The organism is Vallitalea sediminicola, assembly GCF_054408565.1.
Map to the genome: position 1 here is coordinate 102,832 of NZ_BTPT01000026.1, position 16,786 is coordinate 119,617.

Annotated in this window: 10 protein-coding genes; 2 read left to right on the forward strand and 8 right to left on the reverse strand. The window is 30.9% G+C overall.

Features of this window, described 5'->3' with window-relative positions; all coding sequences use genetic code 11:
• Positions 1–11: 11 nt before the first annotated feature.
• Complete coding sequence (locus tag ACX6CF_RS11830) at positions 12–923, reverse strand: ABC transporter permease (protein WP_458785540.1); 912 nt, start codon at positions 921–923, stop codon at positions 12–14.
• 87 nt (positions 924–1,010) lie between these two features.
• Complete coding sequence (locus ACX6CF_RS11835) at positions 1,011–2,723, reverse strand: type 2 periplasmic-binding domain-containing protein (RefSeq protein ID WP_458785541.1); 1,713 nt, start codon at positions 2,721–2,723, stop codon at positions 1,011–1,013.
• Positions 2,724–2,958: 235 nt separating this feature from the next.
• On the opposite strand from ACX6CF_RS11835, the gene ACX6CF_RS11840 reads away from it, so the two are divergent.
• On the forward strand, positions 2,959–4,491 hold the full coding sequence (locus tag ACX6CF_RS11840) for a response regulator transcription factor (protein WP_458785542.1): 1,533 nt from the start codon (positions 2,959–2,961) through the stop codon (positions 4,489–4,491).
• Between the two features lie 15 nt (positions 4,492–4,506).
• Positions 4,507–6,222: a sensor histidine kinase gene (locus ACX6CF_RS11845; protein ID WP_458785543.1), complete on the forward strand. Its 1,716-nt coding sequence runs from the start codon at positions 4,507–4,509 to the stop codon at positions 6,220–6,222.
• 221 nt (positions 6,223–6,443) lie between these two features.
• On the opposite strand, the gene ACX6CF_RS11850 is transcribed toward ACX6CF_RS11845, so the two are convergent.
• The 6 genes from ACX6CF_RS11850 to lacZ form a co-directional block, all read right to left on the reverse strand.
• The gene (locus ACX6CF_RS11850) at positions 6,444–8,195 is read right to left on the reverse strand and encodes a class I mannose-6-phosphate isomerase (RefSeq protein WP_458785544.1); all 1,752 of its coding nucleotides are present in this window, start codon (positions 8,193–8,195) and stop codon (positions 6,444–6,446) included.
• Between the two features lie 68 nt (positions 8,196–8,263).
• On the reverse strand, positions 8,264–9,202 hold the full coding sequence (locus ACX6CF_RS11855; RefSeq protein WP_458785545.1) for an ROK family protein: 939 nt from the start codon (positions 9,200–9,202) through the stop codon (positions 8,264–8,266).
• 154 nt (positions 9,203–9,356) lie between these two features.
• A complete protein-coding gene (locus ACX6CF_RS11860) occupies positions 9,357–10,514 on the reverse strand; it encodes an ROK family protein (protein ID WP_458785546.1) in 1,158 nt (385 codons plus the stop codon).
• A gap of 228 nt (positions 10,515–10,742) precedes the next feature.
• Positions 10,743–12,761: a methyl-accepting chemotaxis protein gene (locus ACX6CF_RS11865; protein ID WP_458785547.1), complete on the reverse strand. Its 2,019-nt coding sequence runs from the start codon at positions 12,759–12,761 to the stop codon at positions 10,743–10,745.
• A gap of 514 nt (positions 12,762–13,275) precedes the next feature.
• Positions 13,276–13,707, reverse strand: a complete 432-nt coding sequence (locus tag ACX6CF_RS11870; RefSeq protein ID WP_458785548.1) for an NUDIX domain-containing protein — start codon at positions 13,705–13,707, stop codon at positions 13,276–13,278.
• A gap of 109 nt (positions 13,708–13,816) precedes the next feature.
• Complete coding sequence (lacZ, locus tag ACX6CF_RS11875; RefSeq protein ID WP_458785549.1) at positions 13,817–16,786, reverse strand: beta-galactosidase, LacZ type; 2,970 nt, start codon at positions 16,784–16,786, stop codon at positions 13,817–13,819.

Genomic DNA, 16,786 nt, shown 5'->3' on the forward strand with positions numbered 1-16,786 from the left:
AATCTTACCTCCTAAAATATCTTCCTATCAGTATACTTCTTAGCAAGTCCATTAGCAGTTAACATTAGAATCATACCAATAATAGATTTGAATAATCCAACCGCCGTAGCAAAGCTATACTGACGTCCTACAAGACCAATACGATATACATAAGTATCTAGTACATCTCCTGTCTCGTATACCATTGGTGTATACAGATTATATATTTGGTCAAAACCAGCGCTTAAAATACTAGTAAGGCTCATTGCAGCCATTAGTAAAATTATAGGTAACATTCCAGGTATAGTAATATTAATAACTCTTCTCCACCAGCCTGCACCATCTATAGCAGCTGCTTCGTGGAGCCCTGGATCAATAGCTGTAATTGCAGCTAGATAAACAACAGAGTTATAACCGAACTCTTTCCATACGTCTGTACCAATTATTAATGGTCTAAACCACCTATTACTTCCCATAAAATTAATTTTATCAAGTCCAAATGAAACTAATATTTGATTAATAGTCCCATCAAGATTAAACATATTTACAACAACAGCTGCCAACACAACCCAAGACAGGAAATGGGGCATATAAACGATAGTTTGAACCGTTTTCTTCAAAAACTTTTTGCGAATTTCATTAAGTAAAATCGAAAAAGCAATCGCCATAAAAGTTCCTATAAGTATTTTTCCAACTGCAATAATCAAAGTATTTTTAACTATTTTAGCAACATCAGGTAAAGATATCATATAAAAAAAATGTTTTAACCCAACAAAATCAGAACAGAAAATCCCCTTTGCAGGTACAAAATCCTGAAATGCCATAATAATTCCCAACATAGGTATATAACTAAAAATTAGCAGAAAAATTATACCAGGAGTCATCATTATATGATACATGGTTTCTGATTTTACTGCTTTACCATTTTTAATTAATGTTTTCATAGAAACCTCCTCTTGTCCAGATTAACTAATTATATTATATTTTATGATATATAAGGGACTGCCTAAACAGTCCCTTAATCTCATTTATTACTGTAACGTTTCTTGAATTTCTTTAATAATTTTAGCACCACCTTGTTTGTTCCAATCATCTACAAAGGTGTTAAAATCATCTAATGGTGCAGCTCCAATTATAATCTTGATAAACATTTCTTCTTCCAGTTTTTCTAGGTTCGCCCAATTAGTTTTCATTGTGTCTGTTGTCCCCCAAAATACTGGATTAACCCAATTGAAAGTTCCTTCATTTGTTAATTTTTCAATTAGTGCTATACCTTTCATTCGAGAATGGTATTTTGCCCAATCAGTTACAGTGGAATTTTCGTAATCTTCTAAATATCTTTTTACGTTGCCAATTACAACTTTGGATTCTACAGTACGTGCTTCATCTACTGAGATTTCTCCATTAACACCTCTTCTAATGTCAGAGAAATCATCAAGTAATGATGTGTACTTATTAATCTCAATATTGAATGGTCTAGTAGCACCATCAACTGCATCTTCTTGATATTTTGCCACCTCAGGTGCATCTGTCAACAAAGTAGTACTGTTAGCAAATTCATCATAGAAGATATTAGCAATCTTTATTGCTAATTCAGGATGTTCATATCCTTTTCTTACTACCATAAATCCATTAGATGCATTATTATGGAACACATTAGCCTTACCATTTTTACCTTCAATTACGTAAGCAGAAAATACAGCATTATTCTCCATAGCTCTTATATTATTAAGTAACCAGTCAGGAATATGCCATGCACCGAAAACAATTCCACTTTGTCCGTTTATAAGAAGAGCAGTAATATCATCCCAAGTTCTAGTTCCGAATTGTGGGTCAAGAATACCTTCTTGATACCATTTTCTTATTATACCTAAAGCTTCTTTTGTTTCATTGGTAGTAGAACCATAATAAACATTTCCATTTTCATCTTGTAACCATAATTTGGGATAAGCTTCAAGTGCATTGGCAATACCTGTCATACAATGATTAGAACCACCATAATCATTTGAATTTAACCAATAAGCTAATGGAATACCCACTGGATTACCACTATTACCAGGATCTTTATCTTTAAATGTATTAGCTATCATTTCAAGTTCTTCAATAGTAATACATCCGTTCCCATCTTCATCTACAACGATACCTAATTCATCTAACCAATCTTGTCTAATCCATACCTCTGAAGGTGCACTGTCAACGTTGGTTGCTGGTAAAGCCATTAATTTACCATCATACGTTACAGTATCTAAAGCTCTACCATCATAAGAATCATATATGGATTTTAGATAATCACTTGCATAAGTATTATAAACTTCTGTTAAATCGGCTATCAAATCATTTTCAACTAATTCGTTCAATACATTTTTATCCCCTATACGCATCATATCAGGTAAATCTCCTGAACTAATTGCCAAAGATACCTGTCTATCGTAATCTTCTCCATTAGCTTCAAATTCATCTACACATACTGCATTCAGCTTTTCTTTCACATAACGGGTATATGCATTATCCTCATATGTATCCCCTTCAGGTAATTTGGAGTTTTGTGTTGTCAGACGTCCTAAAGTATAAGTAATTTCTTCAGTATACTTACCCTCATCATTTTCTACTACTTCGTTTTCTTTAGGATTTGATTCTTTTTGTTTTGAAGTAGTGGTTTTATCATTATTACATGCTACTAATGAAAAACTCATTATACTTATCAATATCAAAGCTGTTATACGTTTTAAAATAGATTTATTCATAATAACCTCCCAATTATTAATAGTTAATATTATCTTTGATTCAATTTTCTCAAACTTATCAGCGGCCGGATAATTTAAGTTATTTTTAATATAACATCTTCACTGCATTGAGTAAACGCAAGAAAATACTTATTCATAACACTTTTTCTTGAACATACTGCTATACACTTCCCATACATTGAAAAACTATATTAAAAGTGCTATACTTTTAGCAAATTCATGAAGGAGGTTCATTATGTATCGTATATTAATTGCTGATGACGAAAGTGATGAACGTCAAGTCATCCGATTTCTTTTAGATAAATATAATTTCAAATTAAATATTATAGAAGCATCTAATGGAAAAGAGGCACTGGCAAAATTAAAAGAATATCCTTTTGATATTCTATTTACAGATGTTAAAATGCCTTTTATGGATGGTATAAAATTAGCTTCTAGTGCAAGGGAGCTATCTACTAATATTCAGATTATTTTTTTTAGTGGTTATGACGATTTTGAATACATTAAAAAAGCATTGTCTTTAAGAGCTGTTGATTATATTTTGAAACCAATAAACCCTTTGGAATTTCAAAAAACAATGTCATTAGTTCTTCAAAGAACGGAACAGTTACAAAAAGAACTGGATGACAAGAAAAATCATGCTCTTCATCTAAAAAATCATATTTTATATCGTTTAATTAATAAAACACACCTAGAAACTCTAAAACAAGAATATCCAACTATTGATCTTACATATTTAATGGATTACACTAGGTTATTTCTTATGCAGTTCGAAGTATCATTATTTGACAATTTACATGGTAAAGATTTTCATTCTTATTACGATAAAATCCATGAAATTATTGATATGCACTTTGATTTTATTAATTTGAACCCTTTTCAAAGTCTCCTTTTATTTAAAAGCAAAGATAAGTCATCAATATATTATAGAGAATTAGCTTTTAAACTACATAATCATATTTCTACTATATATGGAAAACAATGTTTTATTTCAATCAGTAACCAAATCATTGAACCAGATGGTATTGGTAAAGCTTATGAAGAAGCAGAAGGCTATTTAGAAAATCGTTTCTTTTTTTCAGATACTTTTATTTATTCTATAGAAACTTCTTTTATCGACAATGAACATAACAGCGAACAAGATAATTATTTACTACAAAATATACAAAAAGATATAAAGTTAAAGGATACTTATAGTCTTAAACAAGATATAAATACGCTTTTAAAAAAATATCGTAATAAAAAGTCCTTATCCCACATATATATACGCTTTCTTTGTACTAATTTATTGCAGATACTTTATAAAGAACTTCCCGAATATAACGAAAGTGAATTCACAAAAAATATAACAAATATTTATTCCAGTCACAGCTTCGACGAAATCCAAGAATTACTATATGATATTTCAGTTAAAGTCATAGAAAAGTTTGAAACTGAACAACTATCTCCCAAACATGCAATCAATCTTGTAAAACAATATATCCATACACATTATGGCGAGAATTTAAGTCTCAATATTTTAGCAGAAAAGGTTTTTCTGACTCCCAGATATTTGAGCACCTTATTTATTCAAGAGATAGGCTATGGGATTAATAAATACATTAAAAATCTGAGAATGGATAAGGCTAAAGAACTGCTTCTAGATACTAATATAAAAATAATAGACATATGCAAAACTGTAGGATATTCCAATGTATCCTATTTCTGCAAAAGCTTTCAAGAAAATTTTGGAGTAACTCCCGAAAAATATAGGAACACACACCTATAAAGGATGGACGAAATTATGACTCAATCTATAATATGGTTTAAAAATCTTAAATTCAGAAATAAAATTACACTAACCTGTTTAGTAGTTAGCTTATTACCTATCATTATACTTGGTAGTTTTTCTTATCTTCAGATACGTAACCTACTGATCAATCGTGAAAAGGAAGTATTGGTAGAATCTTTAAATCAAGCAGCTAATTCATTAGAGCATATGACAATCTCTTCTCTCAACGTAATGGGTCATATTATATGGGATAATGATTTGTCAGTTACATTAAATTCTAGCTATAACAATAATTATGAGATGTATTTAGCTTATAAGGAAGTTATTGATCCCTTATTTTCAACAGTACGTTCTCTTCATAATGAAATAGAAGCTATTACCGTATATAGCAATATTAATATTAATCCTCATGGAAATGTATTACGTCCTTTGTCAGATATTGACGATTTATATTGGTTTGATATCATAGTAGATACAACTGTACCTCACCTTATTGTTTCTTCTGATGAACATCAATTGGATATAGTATGTCAGCTATTGGGCTCTACTAGTCAGTATACCAACATTATTAAAATGAATGTTAACTATGCTCACACCTTTGCTCCATTGTCCACTCTTTTTGATAATTCCTATGGTGTTATAGTTATAGATAATGATGGTAACCCTGTTTATGAATATGAGAATTTTTCTAATAAAGAATCTGTTTATAGTATGTCTCACAGTGAATTATTATCAAAATTAAATGAAGGCAGCTTAGATAAAGATTACGTCTTTGAGGTCAAACATTTACCAACTTCTAATTGGACTGTTTATCTATATCGACCTATTAGTACCGTTTCCGCTGCAGCAAGTCAGATAACTATTATTATATTCTTCATCATCATTGGCTGCATACTTTTCTTGCTATTTGCCAGTTATTCACTCTCAAAAGTAATAGTACGTCCATTAGAAGATCTTACAGACAACATGGAGCAAATTGAATCGGGTAATTTATCCGTGACTGTCACTCAGGATTCAACTGATGAAATCGGTATTTTGATTCAACGTTTTGGATATATGGTAAATCGTATAAAATATATGATTGATGAAGTATACAAAAGTAAAATTCTTCAGCAAGAATATGAAATGAAAGCCTTGCAGGCACAGATTAGCCCTCACTTTTTCTATAATAGTCTCTCTCTTATAAATAGTAAAGCAATAATGGCAGGTCACGATGATATAAGCCATATGGCTCAATTTCTTTCATCTTTTTATCGTACTACATTAAATAAGGGGAAGAATACAATTCTAGTAGAAGACGAATTGAAAAATGTGACAAGCTATATCCAAATTCAATTAATGATGCATAGTTATTCATTTGATGTATCTTATGACATTGATGATAATATTTCAAACTATACAATGTTAAATTTACTTTTACAGCCCCTTGTAGAAAATGCTATTGTACACGGGCTAGACCACAAAGAAAGTGCAGGACGTGGTTTATTAACTATTATCGCTAATCAATCCAACAATAATCTAGTGTTTACTATTACAGATAATGGTTGTGGTATTGCTCCTCATACTCTAGAATCAATCTCGACTATAAAAACAAAAGGTTATGGTATTCAAAATGTTCATCACCGTGTTCAACTTTATTACGGTAAAGAATATGGTTTATTTTATGAGAGTAAACTTGGAGAAGGAACAATAGTATGCCTTACTATACCTAATAATATAATGGGTTAATATAATCATTGATCATCTTTAAAAAAGCAAGTTTATCATAAGTAAAATGCCTCTCTTAAATTTAGTTAATTGACTTATTATAAAAGGCTAAAGACATTTTACTTATTTTTATATTAATTTAACATCATCTTTTAATACATTTATTGCTTTTCTAAGATTTCCAACTACACTAAGACTAATCATAGCATGACAACATTATATTTTCTAAAATAAATAATAACTTATCTTACATATATTTTCATCATTCCTATTTCTTTGCCTTCACTTTCTCCATATGGTTTAATAGTATAATCTCCAACGCTTGCTGGAATTATAAATGTTTCAGCATAGTGGACAACAAACGGTTTGAATTTATTTTCTGGACTTTCCACAATGGCTTCTCTTCCTTCAACTAAGTTTAATACATTTACCCCACCATTAGTTTCAATCGATACTTTTTTACTGAACCAATATCTTCTAGTTTCAATGAATTCTCTTTCGTGAAGTCCTGTACGTTCTTCTTTCCAACCATCACCATTAGAAACAGCCTCTACTCTATTAATAAGATTATCTTTAACCCAATCAGTATCTCTATCCCACTGGATTACTTGTTCACCATGTTTAACATGCACTGGTCGAGGTTTTCCATCAAGTCCCAATCTTTCCCAATCCCATAATTTGAAAGTAAATATATAAGGTGTTGCACTTATTTCTAGAACCATACACTTATCACCTGAACAATGAATTGTTCCTGCTGGAATTAAGAAATGATCATGTTTTTTTGCAGGGAATTTGTTTATATATTTTTCATCAGGGAATGTAATATTTCCTTTTTCCGCCTCTAATAAGTCATTTATTACTGCTTCTTTATCTACATTTTTCTTCACACCTAGATATACATTAGCATCATCTTCAGCATCAAGAAGATAGTAACTCTCATCTTGAGTATAGTGCATACCAAATTTCTCTTGGATGTATTCTGTAAGAGGATGAACTTGTAGGCTAAGATTCTGACCTCCCATTGTATCTAACATATCAACTCTTATAGGAAACTCCGTTCCAAATCTAGAATGAACTTTTTCTCCTAATAATTGATGAGGGTAGAAAAACACAACATCTATAGAAGGTATTTCTACGACTGTATCACCGTATTTTAAGTTCAAACTATTTTCTTCTGGTACACAGTCAAAACACCACGCAAAGTTTTCGGAACTTTTGTCTAAGTCGCAAACATCTTTCATCCATTGTCCACCCCATACCCCTTTATCAAAATATGGAACAACTCTAAATGGACCACTAACAGTTTTCTCTAGACCAGCTACAAACGCCTTCTTAGTCAACATTTTGGGAGAGTTGGATTTATTTGTATCTAGTATATAGTCTAATTTGGGGTAAAGTTTCTTCTTTAACCTATCTGCTATTCTCCATTCTATGAAAAATCCTCTTTTATATTTCTTGAGCAAGTCTTCATCATAATTATCCATTTTCCAGTTTGCAATCTCTTTTCTACGATAACGTAACTGAATTTCCCATCTTGCTAAATCAGCATACACTAAAATATCTCCATTGTTTATAATAGAAGCCCCTGTACCATATACCAATACTATACCCGTATCACTTTCTTCTATCTGTCGTCTTGCTTTTCCAACTAATTTCTCATCAAAAAATTCCTCCATTGTTCTACAGCTAAGAACTCCAAAAACTCTATCATCTGTAAGTTCACGCTGTATCATTCTAGTAATTGTATCTCCATCAAAACTAGAATCATCCGCATCAATCAATAGATTGGGATTAAGAATCTTTTTAAAAGCCGTTAGTACCTCATCTTTATTAACACCAGGATAGCACTCAACAGTAACTATTGTTTTATTTTTTTCACTTTTATCGATCTTTTTTATTATTTCGCTGGCTATCTCTTCATATCCTACATATATTTCGTTTTCATATCCTATAACTTCAACCACAGGACTTTTATCGTAGTTTGATTTGAACATTTTTACCTCCATTTAATTCCTTTTAATCAATTAGTAGTTAGTTACCTTGTTAATTGAGATAATTCTATCTATACAAATTCATCTAAACAAGCTGCTCCAATAATTCCTGCATTATTACCTAATCCTGATGTGGTAATAATTGGTGATTCCATGGATTTACAGTATCTATTCTCTAATACAATTCTACGAACAGGTTCTAATATAAATTCTCCCTGCTTACTGATTCCTCCACCTATGACAATTCCTTCTGGATCCAATATGTTAACAATATCAGTGATTCCTTGTGCGATATAACTTGTATACTTCTCAAAAACTTGGTTAGCTGCCTTATCACCATTATGTATGGCATCAAATATCTTTTTACCATCTAATCTGCCTGAAGATTCTCGTTGTGCTTGAAGTTCAGACTCTGGGCAATCATCAGCTTTTTTATTTGCCATACGAATTAATGCACTGACAGAACCATAAGCTTCCCAACATCCTTTTCTTCCGCAAGTACACAATTCTCCATCTTTAACCATTAGAATATGTCCTAGAATGCTTGAATTGCCATTATTTCCACGGTATAATCTATCATTAACAATTATTCCTCCACCAATTCCAGTACCCAGGGTAACCATTACCATAGATGAGTATTCTTTTCCTGCTCCAGCTATATATTCGCCAATAGCAGCACAATTTGCATCATTTTCCAGATACACTGGTATATCAAAATATTTTTTCATAGACTCAACAAGACGTATATTATCCCATCCAATATTATTGGAATACAGAACTATTCCATTCTGCCTATCCAACATTCCTGGACACCCTATTCCAATATGAGTAATATTTTTTTCATCGGATTTGGAAATTAATCCATTAACCAGATTTGCCATTCTCAGTATAACTTTTTCTGGTGAATCTGAGCTATTTGTATCTATCTGGTTTTTATCAATAATTCTATTTTTCTCATCTACAATCCCTGCTGACATGGTTGTACCACCCAAGTCTATCCCTATTTTCATGTATATATCAGCCTTTCAGTTCTTATAATCGTATATATTAATACCTTGTTCAAAAATAAAACGCACTCTATATTTTGAACTAGAAATCTATACATCTATTTTTGTTCAATATATTTTCTATAATTTTACCCTATTATACTTTTCATGTGATATATCAATAATTGGTTAAATTATTTTCCATAACTAGAGCTACTGTACCAATAAAAGATCCACTTGCCATAAAGGATGAAGGCTTCAATTGTACTTTCTTCTTTCTCTCATTAAAAAAAGATGATTCTTGCATCTTATCCTTTATTCTGTCTATAATCATATTTTGAGTTGAATTAAAATCGCCACCAATAATAAAACAATCTGTATCATATGCACTTTGCATATTACATATGGCGACTCCTAGATAATCGGTCATCCTATCTATGGCTTTTAGACAAATCTGATCTCCTTTTGTTGCTCTATTCAATAATTCAAACCATGATATGTCTTCACCGCTTTGTTCTTTAACCCATTTAGTGACTGCCCTAGTGCTACTGTATTTTTCCAAACAACCTCTTTGTCCGCATTCACAACGAATTCCATTCATCTCTACAATGCTATGCCCAATAATACCAGCTAATCCTGATGAGCCAGTAAAAAGCTTTTTGTCTATTATTACACCTCCTCCAATACCAGAAGAAATACCAATATAGATAAAGTTATCAAGTTGGCGATTTTCACCAAAATATACTTCTGCAAGTGCTGCAACACACATATCATTTTGTAGGCATACAGGAAGATGGTATCTATTTGTTAGGATTTCAACTATATTCAATTCATGAACATTATTAAAATCAGGAGGATTAAGAATTATACCATCACTGACTAATAAAGGTCCTGCACAGGAAACACCAATTCCCCATATGTTATCTTTATATCTACTTTTGATTAGCTTATCACATAACATAAAAAGGCTATCCATTAACATTTCATTATTTTTGATTTCTTTCAGAGAAATATTTTCTGCCTGCAATATTTGTCCTTTTAGATTAATAACACCCACTTGTAAAAAGTCACGACCTATGTAGATACCCAGTGTCAATAACGACTCATTAGAAATATCTAGATTAGTTCGTTTCCTACCTCCAGTAGATTTTGCCTCGCTACATTCCCATATTATGTCTTTCTCTATATATTCATTGATAATAGCTGTAACTGTCATTTTACTTAATCCAGTTATCTTACTAAGCTCTATTCTTGATATTGGACCTTTTGTTACTATATCTTTTAAGAGGACATATTTATTGTTACTATTCATATCTTTATGATTTAAACCTGCCATATATAGACTCCTTATTAATATATATTTAGTGCATTATAATAACTGAACACAATATTTTTTTCTTATTAATAATATTATAATATTAATTCCTATTTACGTCAACAACTTATTAAATATTATTTACTAAGTATCTATAAATAATCTAATTACTTCAGTAAATATAACCTCCTCATAGATTTATTGAAATTATTACCAAGAAGGTCATATTTAATGCAGTCCCTAGATTTCTTAAATTATGAATTTTTTTACAGTTTCATTCAATTCTTCAGCAATCTTTGCTAATTGATTACTTGCTTGAGATATTTCTTCGAAGGCTACAGTTTGACCTTCCATAGTTGCAGATACTTCTTCTGTACTTGCTGCATTCTCCTCTGAACTGGCTGATAAATTCTGAGTAGTAACCATTATTTTCTCTTTATTTTTGTTCATCATTATCGATGCTTCATTAAATTTTAGTATCAGTTCATTAATCATATTTATAGATTCACTAATCTTAGAGAAAATATTACCTGTCTGTACAACGCTTTCTGTTTGAATTTCAACAACTTTATTTACATCAGATATTTTATCTAAAGCTTTTTCTGAGTTTAATTTTAAAGTTGATATAATCTGCTGGATTTCATTAGTAAAATTACTTGATTGTTCTGCTAAATCTCTTATTTCTTCTGCGACAACTGCAAATCCCCTACCTGCTTCACCTGCTCTTGCTGCTTCTATTGCAGCATTTAGTGCAAGCAAATTGGTTTGGTCGGCTATACTTTTTATCATGCTACTAGCCTCATCAATCTGCTCGGCACTTACATTGTTTTCAATGATTGCTTTATAAACAGCTTCAGATGTTTCCTTGTTTTGAGCTGTATTCTGATTCAATATTTGTATGACCTTCAAACCATTATTCTTATCCCCTTCGATATTATCTTTAGCAGAATTCAATTCATCCAAATATTTCTGTTCTGTATCCAAAAGTTTATTTATTGTATCAAGTTGTGATGCTGTATCTTCAGTATCTTTAGCTTGCTCTGTAGCACTAATAGCTATATCTTCAATAGTACTTGATATTTGTTCTGCTGCTTCTGATGTATTATTTGATATATGTTTTAGGTTTGTTGATGCAGTAGCAACATTTACTGATTTGTCAACTACATTTTGTATAACGTTTTTTATGTTGCTTTGCATATTGCTAAGAGAACTGGCTATAACACCTAATTCATCTTTTCTTTTAATATACTTGGAATCAAATGCATTTGTAAAATTACCTGTCGCCATTTGATCCACGTTAGTTTTCAAAAATTGTATACATTTAACAACGTTTGAACTTATCTTATATAGTATGATACTAAGAATAAGAATAATCACTATAACCAAAAATATTATTATTGTAGTAATTTTAGTGATGATGGTTTTTATTTCATCAAGTAAATATCCCATATTCAGAGCTCCTATTATCTCATCATCAACAATAATAGGATATATTATATCTAATACAGCAACTTCATTTTCATATAAATATTCACGAGCAATACCTTCTTTTCTTTCAAAGGCTTCTCTAACATTTGAATCATCCTCTAATTGAATCCCTATTCTATTAGTATCACTATGTGCTATTGCTTCAAAGTTTTCATCTATGATCAAAGTATATTCAATCCTATCATCATTAGTTAATTTTTCAACCATTTTCTGATAACTGAAGCGCTCTGATATCTTTTTAATATCATCGATTTTCATAGAAAGCTGAACAAAAAAACCTGATTCATCTTTTACATAAGAATATTTTTTTAACAATCCATCTTCTGAATCTTTTCTGTCTTCAATTAATTCATCCTTTTCTCCATTCACAAAGGTTTTAATTGAATGGCCATCTGGCACTTCCCATCCAATAAAATCTAAATCAGATGCTTTAATTATAACCTTAGATGGATTATATAACGAAATCTCAAAAATATCCATATGATTTGCTAAAGCGTGTAATTCTTCGTTTGTAATTTCATCTTTATATGATAAAATATATTTGGAAATTCCAATCAATTCCTCTTCTAATTCATTATTTATTTTATCTATTGCCACTTGTCCATCATTCATGCTTTCAATAACTCTTTCAGAATAGAATAAACCATTCATCTTCATTTCATCCATCATTTTTTCTTCAACAGTATTTTTAATTTTTATACCAACAATCAACATTCCCGCTATAATAGCCATAATAGGCAACATTATAAGTTTTACTTTAATACTTCTACCCAATTTCATTTTTATCAGCCTCCAGTTTCTAGCATACATTTAATTATAATATGATATAAAATATATTAATTAATTACAATCACCTCATTCTTTTTTTCATCTACTTCAACTACAAAAAATTTTTATTACTGTTATATATATACAGACTATAATCCGCTTCAATAAAATTGATCATAGTCTGTATACTCATTAATATACAATAATGTAAAATTTTTACTTACGTAAAATTATACCATTTGTTCATTTTCAATACAACATTAACTGATAATATATAGTCTTTATATATATAGTCATTTTATACCCCGATATCATCTGGCAAAATACCTATTTTTTTTAATAATTGGCTTTATTTTATTTATTAAGTTACTTTATAAATTTTCTACTGTATTTTCTTGTATAAATGCAGTAATTAGAAAAAGCAAATAGGTATTACGTTTGTAGTCACTTATTCCATGAGTTTCCATAATATCTCTTTTTGAAGATATCATAAGACACTCATTAAGTAAAATCATATTTCATATCTTTATAATTTATTTCGAAATGTTATGCTATCATCCATTACAGCATCCCAATTCCATGATTTCATCCGCTCTACAAAAGCTTCTCTATTGAACACTTCTCCAACATCCTCTATGCTAACCCATTCATAGCCATCATGTTCTTCTGAAACCGTGATGTTTCCAGATATAATTTCGCTATGATATATAACACCTACAGTTTGGAAATACTCATAGGGCATATAAGTCCATGTATCAATTAATTTGATAGGTTCAATAACAACATCTAATTCTTCCTTTATCTCTCTGGCTAAAGTTTCTTCAGCTCTTTCACCAAATTCCATTCTTCCTCCAGGTAAATCCCACCATTTGTTCCCATCTACTATTTTATACATGGCTAAAAATTTATTGCCATTAAGAATAAGAGCTTTTGTTGAAAAAAAGAATTGTTTTTCCATTTAATCACTACTTTCAAGTAACTGTCATTAATACATCTTAGGTATTTAGAATTATAACACATAAATAACTATTTAACACACTGTTAAAAAGAAATGTCATAGGAATTGTTTAAATTACTTTAATATTAAATGTAAAGCTATCTCCATTATTAATTGTATTCAAATATTCTGAATGAGGTTTTGCTCCCCAGCTATCATCTCCTCCAACACCCATCTGACCATATGAGCAACGTACAACGGTTTTAACATTTTGGGGTAAATCAAAAATGTGTTGTGCTTGTTCTAATTCCTGTGGTGTATATGGCAAAGCTGAAAAATCCATAGCGTTACCACTAAAGCATATACCATCACCATTATCATCAGTTACAGATGCGGTGTATACCCCTGTTCTATTACCGCATTCTTGTGGTATTACATACTTTGACATATTTGAATGAACCTCATACTCATATTTACCAAGTATTGAACCTTTATTTCTATCACAATAGTTTTCTTCTGGTCCGTTTCCTAGGAATGCTACATGCTTATAAGAATTTGGCATACAAAACACCATTCCAAATTCTGGAATTATTGTCCTTTCACTTAACCAAGTTAGTGTAATAGATATATTTCCATCACCACTGATTACATAAGTTGCATTTACTCTTTCTCTTGTTTCTGTTGCAAGAATATAATTTGCTGTAATTGTTACAATTGTCTCAGTTAATTGAAATGATAAATTATCTAGTTTTGCAAATTGACCTGCAATTAACCATTTGGCATTATCAAAATACAAACCATTTCCCCGATCATTATCCGTGCTAGCACGCCAGAAATTTAGTCTTGGCAATATAGAATATAAAAGTGGTTTATTCTTTTTATGAAAAGAGACAAGTCTACCAGATCTGCGATTGAAAAAAACTTCGAAATCATCACCACAAATTCCGATATTAACATCTCCAGTTATTGCTCTTAACAGCTTATTAGTTAAGTGTACTGATTTTGATTTGTCTATAATATATTGTCCTTGTGCTATAACATGACCGGCTTCTGCCCACAAACAATCACTATCGGTAATGAATACTGCTGATATAGAATAAATACCACACTCTAGTGGAATATTAAATGGTTGAGACAATTTCATATTTTGACCAGGTGGTACATTAACACTTAAGGTCTTTTCTGAAATAACCTCACCTTGCAGTGATAATGTCATTTTCAATCTATAAGTTGAGAGGTTGATGAAAAGAAATTTATTATTAATTAAAATAGTATCTTGATCGATTGTAATTTGTATATTTTGATAATTAAATTTAACTTCCTGCATCTTAGGACTGTTTTGGCGGTTTGCATATACAATACCATTTATACAGAAGTTATAATCCGTAGGAGAATCTCCGAAATCACCACCATATGCAAGATACTCTTTTCCATCAGGACCCATTTTAACAATACCTTGATCGATGTAATCCCATATGAAACCTCCTTGATATAGATTCTCTACATCTGTGAGTTCAGTATATTTATGCATAGCTCCACATGAATTACCCATAGCATGAGAGTACTCACAACATATAAATGGCTTATTCCGATACTTAGCAAGAAATTCTTTTATCTCGTACACTGTAGGATACATTCTGCTTTCCATATCACTTGTGGAATTAAATCTTCTGTCATGAACGATTCCTTCATAATGAACTAAACGACTATCATCTACACTACGAAAAAATTCACTCATATCAAAGATGTTTTTTCCCCCGTAACTCTCGTTGCCACAACTCCATATTAGTATACTAGGGTGATTTTTGTCCCTTTCAAACATACTCTTTGCACGGTCAATGACAATATCTCTCCAATTGGGATTATCGCCTGGAATAGTATTTTCATCGCTAGCAACAACACCCATTTTTTGCCATGTACCATGACTTTCCATGTTTGCTTCGTCCATTACATAGATACCGTATTTATCGCACAAATCATAAAAACGCACATCATTTGGATAATGACTGGTTCTGACAGCATTAATATTGTTAAGTTTCATATTCATTACATCCCAAATCATATCTTCATAACTAAGTGTTCGACCTGTGTGACAATTCCATTCATGTCGGTTGACTCCGTTAAATACAATTCTTTTTCCATTTATGCACATAACACCATCTTTTAATTCAAATCGTCTAAACCCAATGTTTTGAGTAATAATTTCTGTAATTTCATTATTATTATCATATACAGTAATTTTAAGTGTATATAGATTTGGTTCTTCCCCACTCCATAATTTAGGATTTTCAACTAACATATTTAGTATTGCTGTTTCATCTTCTATTTGATATTTAAGATTTTCGTCAGCAAGTTGTAGACCTATTGAGCCTTCTCCTTCGACTTTCAGCTTTATTTTAAGAGATACTTTTTTCATATCCTCAGAAACATTAGGTTTCAAAAAAGCATCCCATATATGAGTTATAGGAATTGTGAAAAGTTCTACATCTCTGAAGATCCCACTAAAACGCCAAAAATCTTGATCTTCAAGCCAGCTCCCTGAGCAAAATCTAAACACCTGTGCACATAATATATTCTGTTTATCAGATATGAAAGAGGAAATGTCAAATTCAGCCGGGGTAAAACTGTCTTCAGAATATCCAACAAATTCACCATTACACCATAAAGCCAAAGCTGCATCTACACCATTGAATCTAACGAAAACAGATTCCTTATCCCAATCATCTGGAATATTGAAGTCTAATCTATAACTTCCAACAGGATTATATTTTCTAGGTATTTCTCCTGGATATATTTCTTCGTGACCATCCCAAGGATACATTGTATTAACATAATGCGGAGTTCCATATTTATCATTATTATTTAGCTGAATAAATCCTGGAACTTTTATTAAATCCCAATTGTCACAATTATAATCTAATGCTTCAAATCCTAATGGTAAATCATTTAGATTTTTAGAATAGTAAAACCTCCAATTGCCATTTAAACTTTTTGTAAAACTATTCATATTAGAATCAATATAGTTATGATTTGAATGTGCAGGTAATCTATTGACATTGAATATTTTTGGATCACTTAACCAACTTAAATTAAAATCCAT

Coding starts and splice junctions, on each gene's coding strand:
- ACX6CF_RS11860 (WP_458785546.1), bottom strand. CDS start 10,514: ATGGCAGGTTTAAATCATAAAGATATGAATAGTAACAATAAATATGTC.
- ACX6CF_RS11855 (WP_458785545.1), bottom strand. CDS start 9,202: ATGAAAATAGGGATAGACTTGGGTGGTACAACCATGTCAGCAGGGATT.
- ACX6CF_RS11845 (WP_458785543.1), top strand. CDS start 4,507: ATGACTCAATCTATAATATGGTTTAAAAATCTTAAATTCAGAAATAAA.
- ACX6CF_RS11840 (WP_458785542.1), top strand. CDS start 2,959: ATGTATCGTATATTAATTGCTGATGACGAAAGTGATGAACGTCAAGTC.
- ACX6CF_RS11830 (WP_458785540.1), bottom strand. CDS start 923: ATGAAAACATTAATTAAAAATGGTAAAGCAGTAAAATCAGAAACCATG.
- ACX6CF_RS11870 (WP_458785548.1), bottom strand. CDS start 13,707: ATGGAAAAACAATTCTTTTTTTCAACAAAAGCTCTTATTCTTAATGGC.
- ACX6CF_RS11850 (WP_458785544.1), bottom strand. CDS start 8,195: ATGTTCAAATCAAACTACGATAAAAGTCCTGTGGTTGAAGTTATAGGA.
- ACX6CF_RS11835 (WP_458785541.1), bottom strand. CDS start 2,723: ATGAATAAATCTATTTTAAAACGTATAACAGCTTTGATATTGATAAGT.
- lacZ (WP_458785549.1), bottom strand. CDS start 16,786: ATGGATTTTAATTTAAGTTGGTTAAGTGATCCAAAAATATTCAATGTC.
- ACX6CF_RS11865 (WP_458785547.1), bottom strand. CDS start 12,761: ATGAAATTGGGTAGAAGTATTAAAGTAAAACTTATAATGTTGCCTATT.